Origin of the sequence: Streptomyces sp. SJL17-4 (genome assembly GCF_036826855.1) — a bacterium.
GTDB lineage: Bacteria > Actinomycetota > Actinomycetes > Streptomycetales > Streptomycetaceae > Streptomyces.
In genome coordinates this window covers 4,191,499-4,209,557 of the sequence record NZ_CP104578.1, presented here as the reverse complement: position 1 = coordinate 4,209,557, position 18,059 = coordinate 4,191,499, and the positions used below count along the sequence as shown (strand labels likewise).

Genomic DNA, 18,059 nt, shown 5'->3' with positions numbered 1-18,059 from the left:
CCCGGGCGCGAGCTCAGGCGCCCAACTCCCGCTCCAGCGGTGTACGGAATCGAGGCGTCACCCGTACGCCCCCGACCCACCCCGCGAGCCGTTCCGCCTCCGCGTCGATCGCCCGCTCGGCCGCCGCGCCCACGTCCGTCAGGAGCCGGTGGACGATCTCGCCGTCCGGGCGCTGCGCCCAGCCGCCGACGATCCGGCCGTCCCACCACACCGTCGGGCCGATGTTCCCGCTGCGGTCGTACAGCGCCGGCCGGTGCTCCGGGTCCAGGTACCAGTCACGGGCCTGCCAGCCCATCGCCGTCGGATCGAGCGCGGGCAGCAGCGCCGCCCACGGCTCAGGCGCGGCCGCCCGCTCCGTCACGGGGTCGAGGTCGTCCGGCAGGACGAATCCGGTCCCCTCGTCGAGGGCCACCGGCAGCGCCCCGACGGCGGCGAGCGCCCCGCGTACATCCGTCACCTTCCACCCCGTCCACCACTTCAGATCCGCCTCGGTGGCGGGCCCGCAGGCCCGGAGCCACCGCTGCATCAGCTCGGCGCGAGCCGCGAGGGGATCGTGATCCGGCGGGGGAAAGGACTCGGGCTCGGAATCGGAATCGGGATCGGGATCGGGGTCGGGATCGGGACCGGAACCGGGATCTGGGTCTGGATCTGGATCTGCATCGGGCTCGACGGGACGCGCCCAACGGAACTGGCTGGACGTCCACGTGCCCTGAGGCCGGCCCCGTACGATCCGCCCCTCCATGCCGAGCACCCGCAGCACCCGGCTCGCGACCGACTGGACACCCTCCTGCCGCGTGCCCTTCCCGTACACGTACGTCGATCTCAACGCCGGTACCGCCCGGCCGAGTTCGGTGCCGGTCGCCTCGCCCCGTACGGCCAGCTCGGCGAGGACGAGCCGCTCGGTCTCCGCCAGCCACGCGGCGTCGAAGTCGCTGCCGACCGCCAAGTGCCGGAGCAGCATGGTGCGTTCGCGGACGGCGGCCGGGTCGGCCGTCGAGGCCTGCACGGCGGGGGCGAGGGCGGCGGGGAAGACGAAGACCGTGTGCCGCATGCCGTGCATCCGGACCAGCGACCGGTCCTCGTACAGCGCCCGCTCGACCTCCGCCACCGGCCCGGCCTCCCCGGCCAGCCGCGCCCCCACGGCGAGGAACACACTCGCCGGGTCCGTCCCGTGCAGCGCGACGAGCGACTCCGCGACCTCCTCCGCCGACCCGGCCCGCGCAGCTCCGGCCAGCCGATGCCGCACCCCGAGCCGCGCCCTGCGTTCGGCGGCGTCGATCGTCCTCGTCCTCGCCCTCGTCTCACCCATGCGCCCAAGCATGGCCTCAGGCACGGACCGAAACGCGGAATTCGGAGCGGGGGGAGTCCGAGTCCACGGTGCCGGAGCCGAGGAAATCCGTCACGGTCCCCACGAACTCGTCCTCCTTCTCGAAGAAGACGACATGACCGGCGTCGATCTCCGTGTACGCGCTGCCGCCGATCGCCGCGTGCAGCTCGCGGCTGTTCTCCACCGGGACGGTGGCGTCCTGCGCGCACCCCACGACCAGCGTCGGCGCCGTGATCCGTGGCAGCAGCGCCCGGATGTCGACCTCCAGGTCGAGCGCCACGTGCCGCAGGGTGCCCGGGGTGGGCGGCATGTTGGGGATGAGCGCCTCGACGCCCTCGCGGCCGACGGAGTTGAGGAACCCGCGGCTGAACCCGGTCATCGTCACGCTCCGCCCGAAACCCGCCGGATCGAACTCCCCGAGCCGCTGCCAGAGCGTGAACAGGTTCCGCAGGTACTCGTCGCCCTCGGTGTACGCCCAGCCCGCGACCAGGACGAGTCGGTGGACCAGGTCGGGGCGGAGGGCGGCGACGGCCGCCGAGACCGGGGAGCCCATGGAGAACCCGAGCAGGTCGACGGGCCCGGTGCCCGCGTCCTCGATCACGGCGATCACCTGGGCGGCGAGCGCCTCGACGGTCAGCGGACCGCCGTCGTCGACGGTCCGGTCGGCGCCGGACAGGTCCGGGGTGATGACCGTACGACCGGTGGCGAAACGGGGCGCGGTCTGCCCCCAGTTGACGACGGCGCCACCGGAGCCGGTGCCGTGGACGAGAAGCAGGGCGGGCCCGGCGCCCGATCCCTCGACGTCGTAGCGGACGCGGGCGGTGCCGACGGGGACGGTGACGGTGGCCATGAGTGCTGCTCCAGGGATGGGTCGGGGTGGGGTGTCGTGTTGCCGACACCCAGAACCCTGCCGCCCACCGGAAACAGGCGGGAGAGCCCTCCCGACCCTGGGACCGCCGGTCCCAGGATGGCCGCGGGGAAGACATACGACGGTGCTCCGCGACGAGCCGACCTTCGAGCTCGGCACGGCACGGCACGGATCGGCACGGATCGGCACGGTCCGGCAGGATGACCGCATGACGACGATCGACCGCCGTGAACTCGCCGACTTCCTTCGCCGTACCCGCGATCGGGTCCGGCCGCAGGACGCGGGTCTCCCGGTGGGGCCCCGCCGCCGCACGCCCGGACTGCGCCGCGAGGAGGTCGCCCAGCTGGCCGGGATGTCCGCCGACTACTACATCCGCCTGGAACAGGCCCGTGGCCCGCAGCCCTCGCCGCAGATGCTCGCCGCGCTCGCCCGAGCGCTGCGGCTCGACACCGACGAGCGCGACCACCTGCACCTCCTGGCGGGCCACCGCCCGCCGGCGGGCCCCATGGCGGGCGATCACGTCTCACCCGGCCTGCTCCACCTCCTGGACCAACTGGGGACGACACCCGCGCAGGTCCTGAGCGACCTGGGGGACGTACTCGCGCAGAACACGATGGCCCGCGCGCTGCTCGGCGGGGTGTGCACGGTGTCGGAGCACGGCCGGAACGTGGTGTGGCGCTGGTTCGCCGACCCGGAGGCCCGTACGGCGTACCCGGCCGAGGAGCACGCGTACCACAGCCGCCTCCATGTCGCGGATCTGCGCGCGGCGTTCGGCCGCCGGTCGGGCGACCCGGCGGCGACCCGGCTGGTGGAGCGGCTGCGCGGGGCGAGCGAGGAGTTCGCGGAGCTGTGGGAGCGGCACGAGGTGGCGGTGCGCCGGCACAACCGGATGCGGGTCACGCACCCGGTGATCGGCCCGGTGGACCTGGACTGCCAGGTGCTGCTCGCCCCGGAGGGCGATCAGCGGCTCGTGCTGTTCACCCCGCCGCCGGGCACGGACGCGGGGGAGCGACTCGCGCTGCTCGGGGTGGTGGGCACGGAGCAGTTCACGCGGAGGTGACGACCCCGGGCGCCCAAGCACCGGAGGCGCCCATCAGGCACAGGCGCCCATCAAGCGCAGGCGCCCATCAGGCACAGGCACGCATCAAGCGCAGGCGCCCCTCAGGTCACCTACCCGGCCGCCCGCTCCTCCAACGGCCGCCGCCGCAGCGCGGGCTGGGTGAGGAAGGGTGTCTGCCATGCGCCGTCCGCGCGGTAGAGGTTCGTGCCCGGCGGCACGATCGCGTCGATCCGGTCCAGGATCTCGTCCGTGAGGACGACGGTCGCGCCCTTCAGTAGCCCCTCCAGCTGGTCCATCGTCCGCGGCCCGATGATCACGGAGGTCACGGCCGGGTGCGAGGCGGCGAAGGCGAGGGCGAGCTCGGGAAGGGAGCAGCCGATCTCGTCGGCGAGGGCGATGAACTCCTCGACGGCGTCGAGCTTCGCGGCGTTGCCGGGCAGCGTCGGGTCGAAGCGGTGCGGGGTGAGCGCGGCGCGTCCGCTGGTGAGGTCGATCGGCTGCCCCTTGCGGTACTTGCCGGTGAGGAAGCCGGAGGCGAGCGGCGCCCAGGTCAGGACGCCCATCCCGTACCGCTGGGCGACGGGCAGGACGGAGGCCTCGATGCCCCGGGCGAGCAGCGAGTACGGCGGCTGCTCGGAGCGGAAGCGGCGCAGGCCGCGCCGTTCGGCGACGGCGTGGGCCTCGACGATCTCCTCGGCCGGGAAGGTGGAGCAGCCGAACGCCCGGATCTTGCCCTGGCCGACGAGGTCACCGAGGACGTCGAGGGTCTCCTCGATGTCGGTGCGGTGGTCGGGCCGGTGGACCTGGTAGAGGTCGATCCAGTCGGTGCCGAGCCGCTTGAGGCTGTTCTCGACGGCCCGGGTGATCCAACGGCGGGAGAGACCGCCCCGGTTGGGGCCCTCGCCGCCGACGGGGAAGTACACCTTGGTGGCGAGGACGGTCGCGTCCCGCCGGCTGGAGTCGCGCAGCGCCTTGCCGACGATCTCCTCGGACTCGCCGGAGGAGTACATGTCGGCGGTGTCCACGAAGTTGATGCCCCGGTCGAGCGCGGCATGGATGACACGTACGGAATCCTCGTGGTCAGGATTGCCGACGGCCCCGAACATCATCGTGCCGAGGCAGTACGTACTTACTTCGAACCCGGTCCCGCCGAGTACCCGATAGCGCATGCGCGCACTCTAGGAATTCGAGTGCACTCCAAGGCAAGGGCCCGCGAGGAAGTCGACGATCAGCCGATGGAGGACCCCGGGCCGCTCCAGGTGCACGTCGTGGCCGGTGCCGGGCAGGCTGGTGCCGTGCAGCGCGGGCCGGCGGCGGACCATCTCCGCGTACTCGTCGCCGCCGATGATCCCGCCGTGTTCGCCCTGCCCGAGGACCACGAGGGTGGGGCAGGTGATCGCGGCCCACTCGTCCCAGAACGCACGGGTGGCGTTCTCGTCGAGGGACCGGACCATGACCTCGGGGTCGAAGCGCGGCCACAGCCCGTCGGCCCGCTGCTCCAGCCCGCGTGCCCAGCCCTCGCCCACGGCGTCCGTGCCGCCGCCGAGGTACGCGACGGCCGCCGCCCGCGAGGGGAACGGCACCGGCCAGGCCCGCAGCCAGGCCCCGATCTGCTCCTGGACGCCGGGGCTCGCCCCGCCGGGCCCGGCCTCGACGAGGACGAGGGCGCGCGGCAGGCCGGGGTGGGCGGCGGCGGTGAGGAGCGCGGTGCTCCCGCCCAGCGACTGCCCGATCAACACGGGGTGATCGAGACCGAGTTGATCGATGACGGCGACGGCATCGGCGACGTACGCGGCCCGTGAGAGGTCTCCGTCCCGGGGGTGGCGCTCGCTGCCGCCGTGCCCGCGCTGGTCGAGGGCGACGACGCGATGGCCGGAGTCCCGCAACAGCCGGGCGGTGTCGTCCCACTCGCCGGCGTGCCCGGCGAGCCCGTGGAGGAGGAGCACGTCGACCCCGGAGCCAGGGGAACTGCCCCGGTCGCCCCAGTCGCCCCGGTCGCCCCAGTCGCGACACGAGAGCCGCACACCGTCACGGATCACGACCCGCTCTGACCAGGAGGGACTGGAGGAAGAAGACGTCATCCCTCCATGATCCCCTACGGGTTGAGGAGCTGATCGGCGACGGCGGTACGGGCGTAGAGGACGGAGCGCCCGCTGCGGTGGGCGGTGACGAGGCCGGCGTTGCGCAGGGCGATGAGGTGCTGGGAGACGCCGGCGGCCGACAGGCCGCAGTGGGCGGCGAGTTGGGTGGTCGACGCGGGGGTGTCGAGCTGGGTGAGGAGCAGGGTGCGGGAGCGCCCGAGGACGGCGGCGATCGCCTCGGTGGCATCGGAGGTACGAGGCTCCCAGACGGCACCGAAGCCCCGGGCCGGGTAAGCGAGTTGGGGCGGGTCGGGATGAACGGACCGGGTGAGGACCCGGGGCCAGGCGAACACGGAGGGGACGAGCAGCAGCCCGGACCCGGCCTGGTCGCGACTGAGCGCGCAGTGCCGCCGTACGAGCCGCAGGGTGCCGTCGTCCCACCGCACGGTCTCATGGAGCTCGCTCAGCACCCGCGCCGAACCGTGCTCGGCGACCTGCCGGGCCCGATGGAAGACATCGGCCTCCAGGACGTGCTGGATCCGGGCCCAGTAGGGGGCGAGGGCGAGCTCCCAGTAGGCCTCGATCTCGTCGACGACCTTACGGAGAACGGCGGGAGGGTCGTCATGAAACGCCTGAAGCCGCCCAGAAGGCTCACCCCCGGCCAGCGTGCGGAGATCGTCCCGCACCTGCCCGGCGGGCGTGCGGAGAAGGGCGTCGAGCTCGGTGGCGAGGGTGGGGAAGGGCCGGGCGGGGGTGGGGTTGAGGAAGTCGGCGAGGTAGCCGTGTGCGGGAACGAGCGCGGCGAGCCACCCACGATCGAGCCCGGCGCGCACGATCCGGGGCCGGACCTGGGCGGCCCAGCGCCGATGGGGACCGGAATCGGGCCGGCCGACGAGGACGCGGTAGCTGGTGACGACCTCCCACATGGGGGAGACGGCGAAACGGGTCTGGGCGAGGTCGGCGGCGGAGAAACTGAGCCCGGATTCCAAGGGATCCACGTCCTAGAGTCCACAATCGAGCAGAGGAAGAGGGAGATTGGATTCGGCCAGAGCTTAATCAATGGAGACGGAGACGCAACGGGGGCAGCCTCGGCGCATGCCCCCTCTCACTGCCTCGTCCCTCGTCCCGTCCTCCTTCCGAGGACTGCCACCCGTCGTATGGACGATCTTCGCGGGAACGATCGTCAACCGCCTCGGCTACCTCGTGACCCCGTTCCTGGTCTTCTTCCTGGCCGCGCGCGGAGTGACGGGCACGGAGACCTCGTACGTCCTGGGAGCCCTGGGCGCGGGCAACCTCCTGGGCCCGGCCGTGGGCGGCGTCCTGGCCGACCGGATCGGGCGCCGCCCGACGATGCTGATCGGCCTGATCGGGGCGTCGGCGGCGCAGGGCGCGCTGTTCCTGGCCCCGGGAGTGTGGACGATGGCGGCGGCGGCGCTGCTGATCAGCGCGGCGGGCAGCACGGTCTCGCCGGCGGCGTACGCGCTCCTCGCGGACGCGGTGGACAGCGAGCGGCGCCGACGCGCGTACGCCCTGTTCGGCTGGGGAGTGAACATCGGTACGGCGGTGGCGGGCGTCCTCGGCGGCTACCTGGCCGCGCAGGGGTACTGGCTGCTCTTCGCGGTGGACGCGGGCTCGATGCTGGCGTACGCGCTGGTGGTGGCGGTCCGCCTCAGGGACCCCGAGCGACCGGACCGGCCCGAGCGGCCCGAGCGGCCCGAGCGCAATGCGAAGCCCGAGAAGGACGGCATCGGCTACGGGGTGGTGCTGAGGGACCGCCTGGCCCTGCTCCTCCTCCCCCTCTTCGGGGTCCAGCTCTTCGTGTACTCGCTGACCGAGGTCGCCCTGCCGCTGGCGATCCACGACAGTGGCCTGTCGCCGGCGGTGTACGGGTCGATGGCGGCGGTGAACGCGGTCCTGGTGGTGGCGCTGCAGCCGTTCGCGACGGCGAGGCTGTCCAGGTTCCCGCAGCTGGCGGTGCAGGGCGCGGGCGGCACGCTGATCGCGGGAGGGGTGGCGCTGACCGGACTGGCGGAGGGGATCGTGGGCTACACGGTGTCGGTCGTGGTCTGGTCGCTGGGCGAGGTGGTGGTGGCGGGCATCGCCGCGGGCGTGGTCGCCAATCTGGCCCCGGCACACGCGCGGGGCCGCTACCAGGGCGCCTTCAGCTGGACGTGGGGGCTGGCCCGCTTCGCGGCGCTCACCCTGGGCGTCGCCGCGTACACGACGCTGGGCGCGTCGGTGCTGTGGTGGACGGCCCTGGTGGCGGGCACCGCCGCGGCGCTGGCGACGGCGGCCCTGACGTCGAGGGTGAACGCCCGCGCGGCCCACGAACTGGCGGCGTGAGGCCGGGGGTTACTTCCCTTCGGCAAGGGTGTGGGCCACGAGCGCGTTGGCGTGCCCGTGGCCCAGCCCGTGCTCGGCCTTCAGCCAGGAGACGAGCTCCATGTGCTTGGTGAGGGGAGAGGACCGGATGAGCTCCTGCCACTCGGAGATGGGTCGGCCGTACTTCTTCTCGATGGAGGGGAAGTAACTGGCGGGACCTTTGACGACGTTCTCGGCCACGGGATCTCCTGGAGCGACGGGATGGGACGGGAGTACTGACAGAGGCATGACCCCCACCCCACCAAAAACTCATCGGGGTCGCCGCAAGATCAATCCCGCCGAATGTGCTCCGGGTCGATGTGTCGCCGCACCATGGGCACGGAGGCGAGTGCGGCGACGACCAGCACGCCCAGCGCAGAGGCGAACAACAGGGGCAACCCCTCCCAGTCCCAGTGCACGGCACCACCCCCGGTGATCAGATAACTGGACTCGGCCAGCCACCCGGCGACGATGGCACCCCCCAACCCCACGACAAGCGGCAGCAACACCTGCATGACCTGCACCCCCCGCAAGGTCCCGGCCCGAGCCCCGAGCAAGGCAAGCGCGGTCACCTGCCCCCGCCGCTCCATGGCCCGATCGGCCACAGAAACCACAAACGCGGCCACACCGATCACCAGCCCGAGCACCATCCCCACACCGAGCAGACTCCGAATAACGGCGAGCTGAGCCAGCGAGTCGATGACAATCCCGACGGGCTCGACGGGCGAGGTGGGCGCAACGGCCCCGATCCCGTCGAGAACGGCGCGGACGGTGGCGGGGTCGGAGTCACTAACGAGCGTGAGGGTGCCGGCGGAATCGGCGAGGGGGGAGGGAAGACGGGAGGGGGGTACGAGCAGGACGCCCGAGTCGAAGACGGAGACGCTCCAGGGAAGTACGTCGACTCTTTCGCGGGGCACACTGAAAATGGCTTTCCGGCCGTTCTTCAATGCAAATGGGTAGCGCTCTCCAGCCTTCGGGTCGTACCTGAAGTTCGAGCGCTCATCGCGCAGCTGCATGATCCTGTCGTCTACGCAGCCTGTGGCTCGCTGCGTAGACGTGGCGAGCTGCGCGCAGGTCGCCACCACGAGATTGGCGTGAGGTACGTCGCTGCCGTCCAGCGGATCCCAGGAGCTGTATGAGACCACTTGCGTCCGCACACCTGGCACCTTTGCAAGTGCCTTCCGTTGCTCCGGGTTCAGCCCGTTCAGATGGACGTTGTATTCCTGAAGTGGCGCAGTTCGCCGGCTGGCTTGGCCCAGCTCGATGAGCACCCCCTGAGTAAGCGAGGCGCCGAACACCAGCAAAACAAGGCCAGTAACCACCCGCAGCGATGAACCAGGGTCTACCTCGGTACGCCGCATCGCCAGCGCCACGGGCAGCGACTTGGCCGCCCCGGCCAGCCGTCGCGCGAGCCATGCAGTGATGGGAGCCAACCCAAAGACGAGCCCGGCACCGGTCAAGAGCACGGCACCAGGCACCAGCAGGGAGCTGGCTGACCCGCCGGAAGGGTCGCGCCCCATGATGCTGAGGACGCAATATCCGCAGATGATCCCAACCCCGGGAACCAGCAGCAGGGTCCCGAACTTCCTCGGAGGTTTGCGCTCCCCGGTCCGTCGCACACTGATTGGCGAAAGGGCGGCCCGCCGTGCACTGAACTGCCCTACTACCCAAGCGAGCGCTGGACATCCGACCAGACACACTGCCACGGTCGCCACCGAGGGTCGGCCATCCGCGGGATACCAGTGCAAGCCCGGCAACCCGACCCGAGCCGTGATCTCGTTGGCGCCGAGATAGCCCACAATCCCGATTACCGCCCCGACCAGAGCGGCGACGACACTCTCCCCGGCATTGACGCGCAGGGTGTCCTTCACGCTGAGCCCGACGAGCCGGAGGGCGGCTAGCCGTCGGGCACGCGACTCCCCGGAGAGCCGTGCACAGATGGAGAGAAAGATGACGAGCGGGAGCAGGACGATGCACCCGAGGGTGAACCGAAGGATGTCGAGGGTCGACGGCTCGACAATCTCCCGCCACGACCGACCGGAGCCAAAGCTGCCCAGTTCCTCTGCTTCGGTCAGCTTGGCGGGAGTTGTGCCGATGTACGCGTAGAGATCCTCGGAGTCCCCCAATCCCTCCGGCGCGATGGTGCCGGTTACGCGGCCCGGGATAAGACCGGCTGTCTTTGGATTGGCCCCAAGAATCTCACCGAGCTTCGGCGAGACGATGGCCTCGCCGTCGGCGGGAAGCTTCTCAATACCCGGGGGCACGGGGCTGGGCCCAGAGCCTGTACGTGCGACGAAGACCCGATGCAGTGGCTGTGACCCATACGGATCCCGAAATTCTTGGTACAGGGTGTTACTGGTCCCTGGGTTCGGTTCACGGGCGGCCGTGCGAGCGTCATGAGCGGCGAGTATCGATGGAATAGTGAGGACTGCGGCAAGGCACGCCACGCCGAGTGCCGAGCCAAGCGCCATCAGGAGGAAACGAACCCGCCCCCGGCGCCCGCTTCCCCACAACAGGCGCAATCCGAGGGCGAACGCGTTCACACCGCCACCCGTTGGGCCAGAACGCCGTCCGACATCGTGTATTGCGTATCAGCCCTCGCAGCGACGTCGGCATCGTGTGTGACGATGACTACGGCCGTCTTCTGCCTGCGCGCCAGCTGAAGGAACTCATCCAAGACCGCTGCCGCGTTGGCACTGTCGAGCGCGCCGGTCGGCTCGTCAGCGAACACCACGTCAGGCCGGTGGACCAGAGCGCGTGCGACCGCAACACGCTGACTCTGGCCCCCGGACAGCTTTGAGGTCCTGCGCCGCAGCAGATCACCCATCCCGAGCCGCCCCAGCACCTGCGCGGCCACGGCGTGGGCGTGCACCTTGCTGATGCCGGCGAGTCGGAGGGGAAGGGCCGCGTTCTCCTCGGCGGTCAGTTCGGGCAGCAGCTCCCCGTACTGAAAAACGAACCCGAGACGGGTGCGACGTAGGGCGCTCAGCTCACCGTCGGGGAGACTCGAGAGCTGGATCCCATCGAAGGTGACGGTGCCGTTGGTCGGTGGCAGAACCCCCGCGAGGCAATACAGCAGCGACGACTTCCCTGACCCGCTGCTCCCCATGATGGCGGCCACTTCGCCGCGCTTGAGCATGAAATCCGCGCTACTGACGGCCTGCTCAGTGCCGTAGAAGAGATCCACGCTGTCGGCGCGGAGGATGACGTCCATGCTGGTGTGCTCCCTGGGCGTGGGGAGCCGCGCGTCGGCGGCTCCCGGAACCGTTGACTACTTCCGCGAGAACAGCCGCTCCGGCGAGCAGTAGTCGGGTCGCAGCGAGCCGCGATCGATGCACGCGTGCAACCGCACCTTCTTGGTCTTCAGGACGGCTCCGTCGTAGAAGACCTTGTCGACCTTGACGCTTTTCCTCTGGACACCCTTGTGATGGCCCCAGGCGTAGCCCTCGACCTTGGTGCGGAGGTAGACGTTGTGGCCGTCGCTCCCGTTTTCGTCCCGCAATGAGCCCTTGAGGTGAAGTCCGCTAGGCGCCTTGGTTGTGGGTTGCCACTGGTACTTGCCTTCGAACGCAACTCCCGGCGTTTCCATGACCAACTCGTGCCAAGACGAGTCCGCCACCGCCACCCCCATCCCCCCGAAGAACAGCCCCGCGGCCACCACCGCCGTAGCGAACTTCCTCATCGATAACCCCTGTTTGGTCGTGCCGACTGGTCATCACAGAAAGTATCGGCATCACTACACACCGGTAGCCGCAGTAACGTCCCTCCCTCTCATCACCCCCCGATCCAGTGAATGAGCCGACTTACGGCGGGCGGAGGGCCCGAACACGCAAGCCCATCCCCCTCCGCACCTCGTAGGAGTGATCACCGGTGCGCCTCCGTGAAGGCGTACCGCGGCAGCCCCAAAGATGCGCGCATGCCTCTTTCCTCTTCCTCCGCGCTGCGCCGCGCCCTCCTCCCCTTCGTCGCCGCCGTCGCCCTCCTCGGGACGGCCGGTTCCGCCGGTGCCGGTGCCGTCGAGGCGTGCGGTTCGGTCATCACCGCCCCGCTCGCCCGGCCCGTGTCCGCCGACGAACCCTGTCCCAGCACCGACCCCGTGGTGTGTCGGATCCGCGTGCTGCCGATGGACGAGAAGGTCGAGGCCCAGCGGACCCGGATGCGGTACCACGGGCTCCTCGAGGACATGCACCGCACGGAGGCCGCCATGCGTGAGGCGGGCGCCACGGACGAGGAGATCGCCCGGGAGATGGTCGACATGCGGAACCAGGCCAAGGAGATCACCCGCGCCGGCATGACCCCGGAGGAGGTCCGGATCCTGGAGCAGCGGAACGTCGCCAAGTACGGCAACCCGCTCGGCCCCACCGCGGACCAGCTGTACGCCAAGTACGGCTCCTGGCAGCAGGTGATCGACGCGTCGATGCGGACGAGCTACGCCGTCGACCGCGAACTCAGCCTCGAGTACCGCCCCTGCCCCGTCTAGGAGGGCGGCGCGCACACACGCCGGTGGGCCGGGACGCGGATGCGTCCCGGCCCACCGGCTGTATCGGCTTCATGGCGGTATGGGCGGCCGTCCGACCCTCAGGCGCCGCTGCTCACGAGGCGTCGGCGGAGGGCGTGACCCACTCGACCAGCTGGATGACGACCCCGTTGGGGTCGGTCAGCTGGAACAGGCGCTCGCCCCACGGCTCCTCGCGCAGCGGCATGGTGATCGGAGCGCCCGCCGCGCGGAGGCGGGCCTCCTCCGCCGCGAGGTCGGTGACGGTGAACGCCAGGATCAGGCCGGCGGCCTGCTGGTCGCGCTGCTCGGGCGGGAGGACGTCGGTGCCCCGGCTGAGCAGCACGATGTCGACGGCGGCGTCGTCGCGGGTCAGCGAGGCGAAGCCGTCGGCGGCCATGGCTACCTGGTAGCCGAGGTGGGTGGTGAGGAACTCCCGGGACGCGTCCACGTCGGTGACGGTGAGGGAGAGGGTGGAGGTCGAGACGTTCACGGCGGCTCCTCGGTAGGAAGGCAGGTAGACGGTCAGGCCGGTAGGCAAGCAGGCGGGTGGTCGCGCCTCAGTACGTACGGCGCGGCGCCTGGTACCGGTTGCGGGCGGCGGCAGCGGGGGCCCCGCGGCGACCGCCGCGCGGCAGCTCCCGGAGCGGCGGGCGCCGGGCGGCGCTGGGCGCAGGTCCCGCGTCCTGCCCGGCGCCGGACAGGACGGCGAGCCCGGCGGAGGACCTGGTGGCGGACCTGGTGGCGTACGCGACGGACACGGCGGACGCGGCGTACGCGACGGACACGGTGGATGTGGCGGACGTGGTGGCGAGCACGGTGCGATCCGGCTTCGGCATACGCGGCCTCTTCCCTTTGGTTCTACGGGGCGATTTTTACGACGGACGTAACTTTACGCACGCCGCCGAGGATGCGTCAAGGATATTTTTACGTCGAGTGTAAGATTCGCTCATGGGTACCGAGAGCATGGGACTCCGCGAGTCCAAGAAGCAGGAGACCAGGCAGCTGATCTCCGACCACGCCACCCGCCTCTTCATGGAGCAGGGCTTCGAACAGACGACCATCGCCGAGATCGCCACGGCGGCCCGCGTCGCCAAGAAGACGGTCACCAACTACTTCCCGCGGAAGGAGGACCTGGCCCTCGACCACCACGAGGCGTTCACCGCGACGCTGGCCCGCGCGGTCGCCGACCGGGCGGCCGGGGAGTCGCCGCTCGCCGCGCTGCGTCGCGAGTTCGCCGGCGCGGTCGAGCGGTGCGACCCCGTTGCGGGCTTCGCCGGTCCGGAGTTCGCCCGCATGATCGCCGAGAGTCCCACCCTGAGCGCCCGCCTGCGCGAACTCCACGACCTCCGCGAGGAGGCCCTGGCCGCAGCCCTCACGGCCCCAGCCCCGGCCATCGCCCCCCGGGCCACCGCCGCGCTCCTCGGCGCCGCCCACCGCCTGCTCTTCCAGCGCATCCAGGAACTCACCCTCGCCGGAGAGCCCAACGCCCGGATCGCCGCCACCGTGGCCCCGGAGGCCACGTACGTCTTCGATCTCCTCGAAGCCGGCCTCCCCGGAAGCGAGGGCTGAAGAGCAAGCCCGTCGGCTCCGCTCCGGACAACGCCGAAGGGCCCCACCGCGAACGGTGGGGCCCTTCAACGAATTGCCCGGTGAGAGCAATGGCGGAGGATACGAGATTCGAACTCGTGAGGGGTTGCCCCCAACACGCTTTCCAAGCGTGCGCCCTAGGCCTCTAGGCGAATCCTCCGCCGCGAACATTACATGACCGAAGAGGGTGCTCGCGAACTCGATCCTGGTGGGGGACGGTGAGGGGGTCCGGGAGGGGGAGCGGGGCCTTGGGGGCTCTGGCATCGGGTACTCTGGGCGGAGCCCCTCACGCGGTGCTATCTGACTGAACTCCCCCAGGGCCGGAAGGCAGCAAGGGTAGGTCGGCTCTGGCAGGTGCGTGGGGGGCGCTTGCGTTCCCGTACGCGGCGATGGCGGTGGCGATAGCGATGGCGATGGCGGTGGCAGAAGCTGTGGCCGGGGCCGCAGCAGCAGCCGGGAGCAGCAGTGGCCGGGGGCAGTGGACGGGGCCGGGCCCCGCAGCCGTGGCCGAGGTCGCGCGCCGGGGCCGGGCTCGGAGCAGTCGGCGGCGGCGGTTTTTCCCGGGTTGTCGGTGGGCGCCTATAACCTCGTACATGTGTCGTCTCTCGCGCTCTACCGCCGCTATCGCCCCGAGTCCTTCGCCGAGGTCATCGGGCAGGAGCATGTCACCGACCCGTTGCAGCAGGCCCTGCGGAACAACCGGGTCAATCACGCGTACCTGTTCAGCGGGCCGCGCGGCTGTGGCAAGACGACCAGTGCGCGCATTCTCGCGCGGTGTCTGAACTGCGAGCAGGGGCCCACTCCCACGCCCTGCGGGGAGTGCCAGTCCTGCCGTGACCTCGCGCGGAACGGGCCGGGGTCGATCGACGTCATCGAGATCGACGCCGCCTCGCACGGTGGTGTGGACGACGCCCGTGAGCTGCGCGAGAAGGCGTTCTTCGGGCCCGCGTCGAGCCGGTACAAGATCTACATCATCGACGAGGCCCACATGGTCACCCCGGCGGGCTTCAACGCCCTGCTGAAGGTGGTCGAGGAGCCGCCGGAGCACCTCAAGTTCATCTTCGCCACGACCGAGCCCGAGAAGGTGATCGGGACGATCCGGTCCCGGACCCACCACTACCCCTTCCGGCTCGTCCCGCCCGGCACCCTGCGGGAGTACCTGCGCGACGTCTGCGGGCGCGAGGGCATCCCCGTCGAGGACGGCGTGCTGCCGCTCGTCGTGCGTGCCGGCGCCGGTTCCGTGCGTGACTCGATGTCCGTCATGGACCAGCTCCTCGCCGGAGCCGCCGCCGACGGTGTGACGTACCCCATGGCCACCTCCCTGCTCGGCTACACGGACGGTTCGCTGCTCGACGCGGTCGTGGAGGCCTTCGCCGCCGGTGACGGCGCCGCCGCGTTCGAGGTCGTCGACACGGTCATCGAGGGCGGCAACGACCCGCGCCGGTTCGTCGCCGACCTCCTGGAGCGGCTGCGCGACCTGGTGATCCTCGCCGCCGTGCCCGACGCCGCCGAGAAGGGCCTCATCGACGCCCCGGCCGATGTGATCGAGCGCATGCAGGCGCAGGCGTCCGTGTTCGGTGCCGCCGAGCTCAGCCGGGCCGCCGACCTGGTCAACGCCGGTCTGACCGAGATGCGGGGCGCCACCTCGCCCCGGCTCCAGCTGGAGCTGATCTGCGCGCGCGTGCTGCTGCCCGCCGCCTTCGACGACGAGCGGTCCGTCCAGGCCCGCCTCGATCGGCTGGAGCGCGGTGCCGCCACCGGGCCCGCGCCCGTCTTCACGCCCGGCGCGCCCGCGCCCGCCCTGGGGTACGTGCCCGGGCCGGACGCCCATACGCCGATGGCCCCGCCCCCGCCGGCCCCCGCCCCGGCCCCCGCGCCCATGCCCGTACAGGCTCCGCCGCAGGCCGCACCGGCACCGGCACCCGCACCGGCCGCCGCACCCGCACCGGCTCCCGAGCCGGTTCAAGCGCAGCCCTCCGCTCCCCGTCCCGGCGCCTGGCCCGGTGCCGCCGCGCCCGGTGGCGGCGCACCCGGTGCCTGGCCCGGTGCGTCCGCGTCCGCCGCGCCGGCTCCGGCGGCCCCCGCTCCCGCTCCCGTGTACGCACAGCCCGCGCCGCAGGCATCCGCGCCCGCTCCCGCCGCCTCGGGCGGCGGCGGTGACACCGCCCAGGTGCGCAACCTCTGGCCGCAGATCCTCGACGCCGTGAAGAACCGGCGCCGCTTCACCTGGATCCTGCTCAGCCAGAACGCGCAGGTCGCGGGCTTCGACGGCACGACCCTCCAGCTCGGCTTCCTCAACGCCGGAGCCCGCGACAACTTCGCGAGCAGCGGCAGCGAGGACGTCCTGAAGCAGGCCCTCGCCGAGCAGTTCAACGTGAACTGGAAGATCGAGGCGATCATCGACCCGTCGGGCGGCGCCTCGCCGCCGCCCGCCGCCACCGGCTTCGGCGGATCGGGCGGCACCGGAGGCTTCGGCCGCCCGCAGGCCTCCGCCCCCGCGCACGCACAGCCCGCGCCGTCCTTCCAGCAGGCGCCGCCGCCCGCCCCCGTACAGCCGCAGACGCAGTCCGCCGCCCCCGCGTCCGCCCCCGCGCCCTCCTTCCAGCAGGCCCCGTCGCCCGCGCCCGCGTACACGCCGCCCGCGCCGCAGCCTGTGGCGCCCGAGGACGACGTGCCGGAGGAGGACGATCCGGACCTCGTCGACTCCGCCCTCTCCGGGCACGACCTGATCGTGCGCGAACTCGGAGCCACGGTTGTGGAGGAATACACGAACGAGTAGGGGCGTCTCGTTCAGTGGCCCGCACAAGGGGCATCCCGGTCGTCGGGCTACCCTGACTGGCGTGAAGGTCCTCGTCATCGGCGGCGGCGCCCGCGAACACGCCCTGTGCCGCTCTCTCTCCCTCGATCCCGACGTCACCGCTCTGCACTGCGCGCCCGGCAACGCCGGAATCGCGGAGGTCGCCGAGCTGCACCCCGTCGACCAGCTGGACGGCGAAGCCGTCGCGCGCCTCGCCACCGAGCTCGGCGCCGACCTGGTCGTCGTCGGCCCGGAGGCTCCGCTCGTCGCCGGTGTCGCCGACGCCGTCCGCGCGGCCGGCATCCCCGCCTTCGGCCCGTCGCGGGAAGCGGCGGAGCTGGAAGGCTCCAAGGCGTTCGCCAAGGACGTCATGGCCGGCGCCGGGGTGCCCACCGCCCGCAGCTACGTCTGCACGACCCCGGAGGAGATCGACGAGGCGCTCGACGCCTTCGGCGCTCCGTACGTCGTGAAGGACGACGGCCTCGCCGCCGGCAAGGGCGTCGTCGTCACCGACGACCTCGCGCAGGCCCGGGCCCACGCGCTCGCGTGCGACCGGGTGGTCATCGAGGAGTTCCTCGACGGCCCCGAGGTCTCCCTCTTCGCCATCACCGACGGCACCACCGTCCTCCCGCTCCAGCCCGCGCAGGACTTCAAGCGCGCGCTCGACGACGACGAGGGCCCGAACACCGGCGGCATGGGTGCCTACTCGCCGCTGCCCTGGGCCGACCCGAAGCTGGTCGAGGAGGTCCTCGGGACCGTCCTCCAGCCGACGGTCGACGAGCTGCGCCGCCGTGGCACGCCGTTCTCCGGCCTGCTGTACGCGGGTCTGGCGATCACCAGCCGCGGCGTACGGGTCATCGAGTTCAACGCCCGCTTCGGCGACCCCGAGACCCAGGTCGTGCTGGCCCGGCTCCGCACCCCGCTGGCCGGCGTGCTGCTGAACTCCGCCAACGGCACCCTGGGCGACCAGGCCCCGCTGAACTGGAGCGACGACGCCGCGGTCACCGTGGTCATCGCCTCGCACAACTACCCGGAGACCCCGCGGACGGGCGACCCGATCGAGGGCCTCGACGAGGTCGCCGAGCAGGACGCCCCGCTCGCGTACGTGCTGCACGCCGGGACGAAGCGGGACGGCGACGCGATCGTCAGCGCGGGCGGCCGCGTCCTTTCGGTCACCGCGACCGGAACGGACCTGGCGCAGGCCCGCGAGCGTGCCTACGCGGCGGTCGGCCGTATCCGCCTTGACGGCTCCCAGCACCGTACGGACATCGCGCGGAAGGCCGCCGAGGCCTGACAGGACCGCCGATTTCTCGCGTGGCCGTGCGGTGGATCGTACGGCCGCGCGAAATCCATCACCTTTGCCCAAAGCCATACCTTCGAGTGACGGCTGGGCCATCCGGATGACGTCCGCCGAAGCCCCAACTAGGGTGCGGCGAAGGCATTCCGGCACTTGGCCCACCGGCATTGCGATGTCAGTGGC

17 protein-coding genes, 1 tRNA gene and 1 other RNA gene are annotated in these 18,059 nt (G+C 71.5%); 7 read left to right on the top strand and 12 right to left on the bottom strand.

Features of this window, described 5'->3' with window-relative positions:
• Nucleotides 1–13 precede the first annotated feature (13 nt).
• Complete coding sequence (locus tag N5875_RS18795) at nucleotides 14–1,321, bottom strand: winged helix DNA-binding domain-containing protein (RefSeq protein ID WP_338495014.1); 1,308 nt, start codon at nucleotides 1,319–1,321, stop codon at nucleotides 14–16.
• Nucleotides 1,322–1,325: 4 nt separating this feature from the next.
• On the bottom strand, nucleotides 1,326–2,177 hold the full coding sequence (locus tag N5875_RS18790; protein WP_318208387.1) for an alpha/beta hydrolase: 852 nt from the start codon (nucleotides 2,175–2,177) through the stop codon (nucleotides 1,326–1,328).
• Nucleotides 2,178–2,403: 226 nt separating this feature from the next.
• On the opposite strand from N5875_RS18790, the gene N5875_RS18785 reads away from it, so the two are divergent.
• Nucleotides 2,404–3,255: a helix-turn-helix transcriptional regulator gene (locus tag N5875_RS18785; protein WP_338495011.1), complete on the top strand. Its 852-nt coding sequence runs from the start codon at nucleotides 2,404–2,406 to the stop codon at nucleotides 3,253–3,255.
• 110 nt (nucleotides 3,256–3,365) lie between these two features.
• On the opposite strand, the gene N5875_RS18780 is transcribed toward N5875_RS18785, so the two are convergent.
• Genes N5875_RS18780 through N5875_RS18770 form a run of 3 tightly spaced genes read right to left on the bottom strand, consistent with a single transcriptional unit; the run spans nucleotide 3,366 to nucleotide 6,325 of the window.
• Entirely contained in the window at nucleotides 3,366–4,424 is a 1,059-nt protein-coding gene (locus N5875_RS18780) for an aldo/keto reductase (protein WP_318208389.1), read from the bottom strand.
• A gap of 9 nt (nucleotides 4,425–4,433) precedes the next feature.
• On the bottom strand, nucleotides 4,434–5,336 hold the full coding sequence (locus N5875_RS18775) for an alpha/beta hydrolase (RefSeq protein WP_338495009.1): 903 nt from the start codon (nucleotides 5,334–5,336) through the stop codon (nucleotides 4,434–4,436).
• 14 nt (nucleotides 5,337–5,350) lie between these two features.
• Nucleotides 5,351–6,325 carry a DUF5937 family protein gene (locus N5875_RS18770; protein WP_338499200.1) on the bottom strand — a complete coding sequence of 325 codons (975 nt, stop codon included), beginning with the start codon at nucleotides 6,323–6,325 and terminating at the stop codon, nucleotides 5,351–5,353.
• 106 nt (nucleotides 6,326–6,431) lie between these two features.
• On the opposite strand from N5875_RS18770, the gene N5875_RS18765 reads away from it, so the two are divergent.
• A complete protein-coding gene (locus N5875_RS18765) occupies nucleotides 6,432–7,679 on the top strand; it encodes an MFS transporter (protein ID WP_338495007.1) in 1,248 nt (415 codons plus the stop codon).
• A gap of 9 nt (nucleotides 7,680–7,688) precedes the next feature.
• On the opposite strand, the gene N5875_RS18760 is transcribed toward N5875_RS18765, so the two are convergent.
• The 4 genes from N5875_RS18760 to N5875_RS18745 form a co-directional block, all read right to left on the bottom strand.
• Nucleotides 7,689–7,898, bottom strand: coding sequence for a DUF4287 domain-containing protein (locus N5875_RS18760; RefSeq protein WP_073909122.1), 210 nt, complete (start codon nucleotides 7,896–7,898; stop codon nucleotides 7,689–7,691).
• A gap of 89 nt (nucleotides 7,899–7,987) precedes the next feature.
• Nucleotides 7,988–10,240 carry an FtsX-like permease family protein gene (locus N5875_RS18755; RefSeq protein ID WP_338495003.1) on the bottom strand — a complete coding sequence of 751 codons (2,253 nt, stop codon included), beginning with the start codon at nucleotides 10,238–10,240 and terminating at the stop codon, nucleotides 7,988–7,990.
• Nucleotides 10,237–10,911: an ABC transporter ATP-binding protein gene (locus N5875_RS18750; protein ID WP_338495000.1), complete on the bottom strand. Its 675-nt coding sequence runs from the start codon at nucleotides 10,909–10,911 to the stop codon at nucleotides 10,237–10,239. The genes N5875_RS18755 and N5875_RS18750 overlap by 4 nt, the downstream gene beginning before the upstream one ends.
• A 57-nt stretch (nucleotides 10,912–10,968) precedes the next feature.
• Nucleotides 10,969–11,379 (bottom strand): hypothetical protein, encoded by a 411-nt coding sequence (locus N5875_RS18745; RefSeq protein WP_318208393.1) that lies wholly within the window; start codon nucleotides 11,377–11,379, stop codon nucleotides 10,969–10,971.
• 234 nt (nucleotides 11,380–11,613) lie between these two features.
• On the opposite strand from N5875_RS18745, the gene N5875_RS18740 reads away from it, so the two are divergent.
• Nucleotides 11,614–12,177 (top strand): hypothetical protein, encoded by a 564-nt coding sequence (locus N5875_RS18740; protein ID WP_338494997.1) that lies wholly within the window; start codon nucleotides 11,614–11,616, stop codon nucleotides 12,175–12,177.
• Between the two features lie 112 nt (nucleotides 12,178–12,289).
• On the opposite strand, the gene N5875_RS18735 is transcribed toward N5875_RS18740, so the two are convergent.
• The gene (locus tag N5875_RS18735) at nucleotides 12,290–12,685 is read right to left on the bottom strand and encodes a VOC family protein (protein ID WP_318208395.1); all 396 of its coding nucleotides are present in this window, start codon (nucleotides 12,683–12,685) and stop codon (nucleotides 12,290–12,292) included.
• Nucleotides 12,686–12,752: 67 nt separating this feature from the next.
• On the bottom strand, nucleotides 12,753–13,031 hold the full coding sequence (locus N5875_RS18730; RefSeq protein WP_338494995.1) for a hypothetical protein: 279 nt from the start codon (nucleotides 13,029–13,031) through the stop codon (nucleotides 12,753–12,755).
• Nucleotides 13,032–13,158: 127 nt separating this feature from the next.
• Here N5875_RS18730 and N5875_RS18725 point away from each other — a divergent pair, with 127 nt between their 5' ends.
• The gene (locus N5875_RS18725; RefSeq protein ID WP_318208614.1) at nucleotides 13,159–13,764 is read left to right on the top strand and encodes a TetR family transcriptional regulator; all 606 of its coding nucleotides are present in this window, start codon (nucleotides 13,159–13,161) and stop codon (nucleotides 13,762–13,764) included.
• A 90-nt stretch (nucleotides 13,765–13,854) separates the two neighbouring features.
• On the opposite strand, the gene N5875_RS18720 is transcribed toward N5875_RS18725, so the two are convergent.
• Nucleotides 13,855–13,942, bottom strand: a tRNA-Ser gene (locus N5875_RS18720).
• 117 nt (nucleotides 13,943–14,059) lie between these two features.
• Here N5875_RS18720 and ffs point away from each other — a divergent pair.
• From ffs to purD, 3 genes are all read left to right on the top strand, one after another.
• Nucleotides 14,060–14,158: signal recognition particle sRNA small type (gene ffs, locus N5875_RS18715), an RNA gene on the top strand.
• Nucleotides 14,159–14,377: 219 nt separating this feature from the next.
• A complete protein-coding gene (locus N5875_RS18710; protein WP_338494992.1) occupies nucleotides 14,378–16,561 on the top strand; it encodes a DNA polymerase III subunit gamma and tau in 2,184 nt (727 codons plus the stop codon).
• 61 nt (nucleotides 16,562–16,622) lie between these two features.
• A complete protein-coding gene (gene purD / locus N5875_RS18705) occupies nucleotides 16,623–17,873 on the top strand; it encodes a phosphoribosylamine--glycine ligase (protein WP_318208399.1) in 1,251 nt (416 codons plus the stop codon).
• The last annotated feature ends 186 nt before the right edge of the window (nucleotides 17,874–18,059 follow it).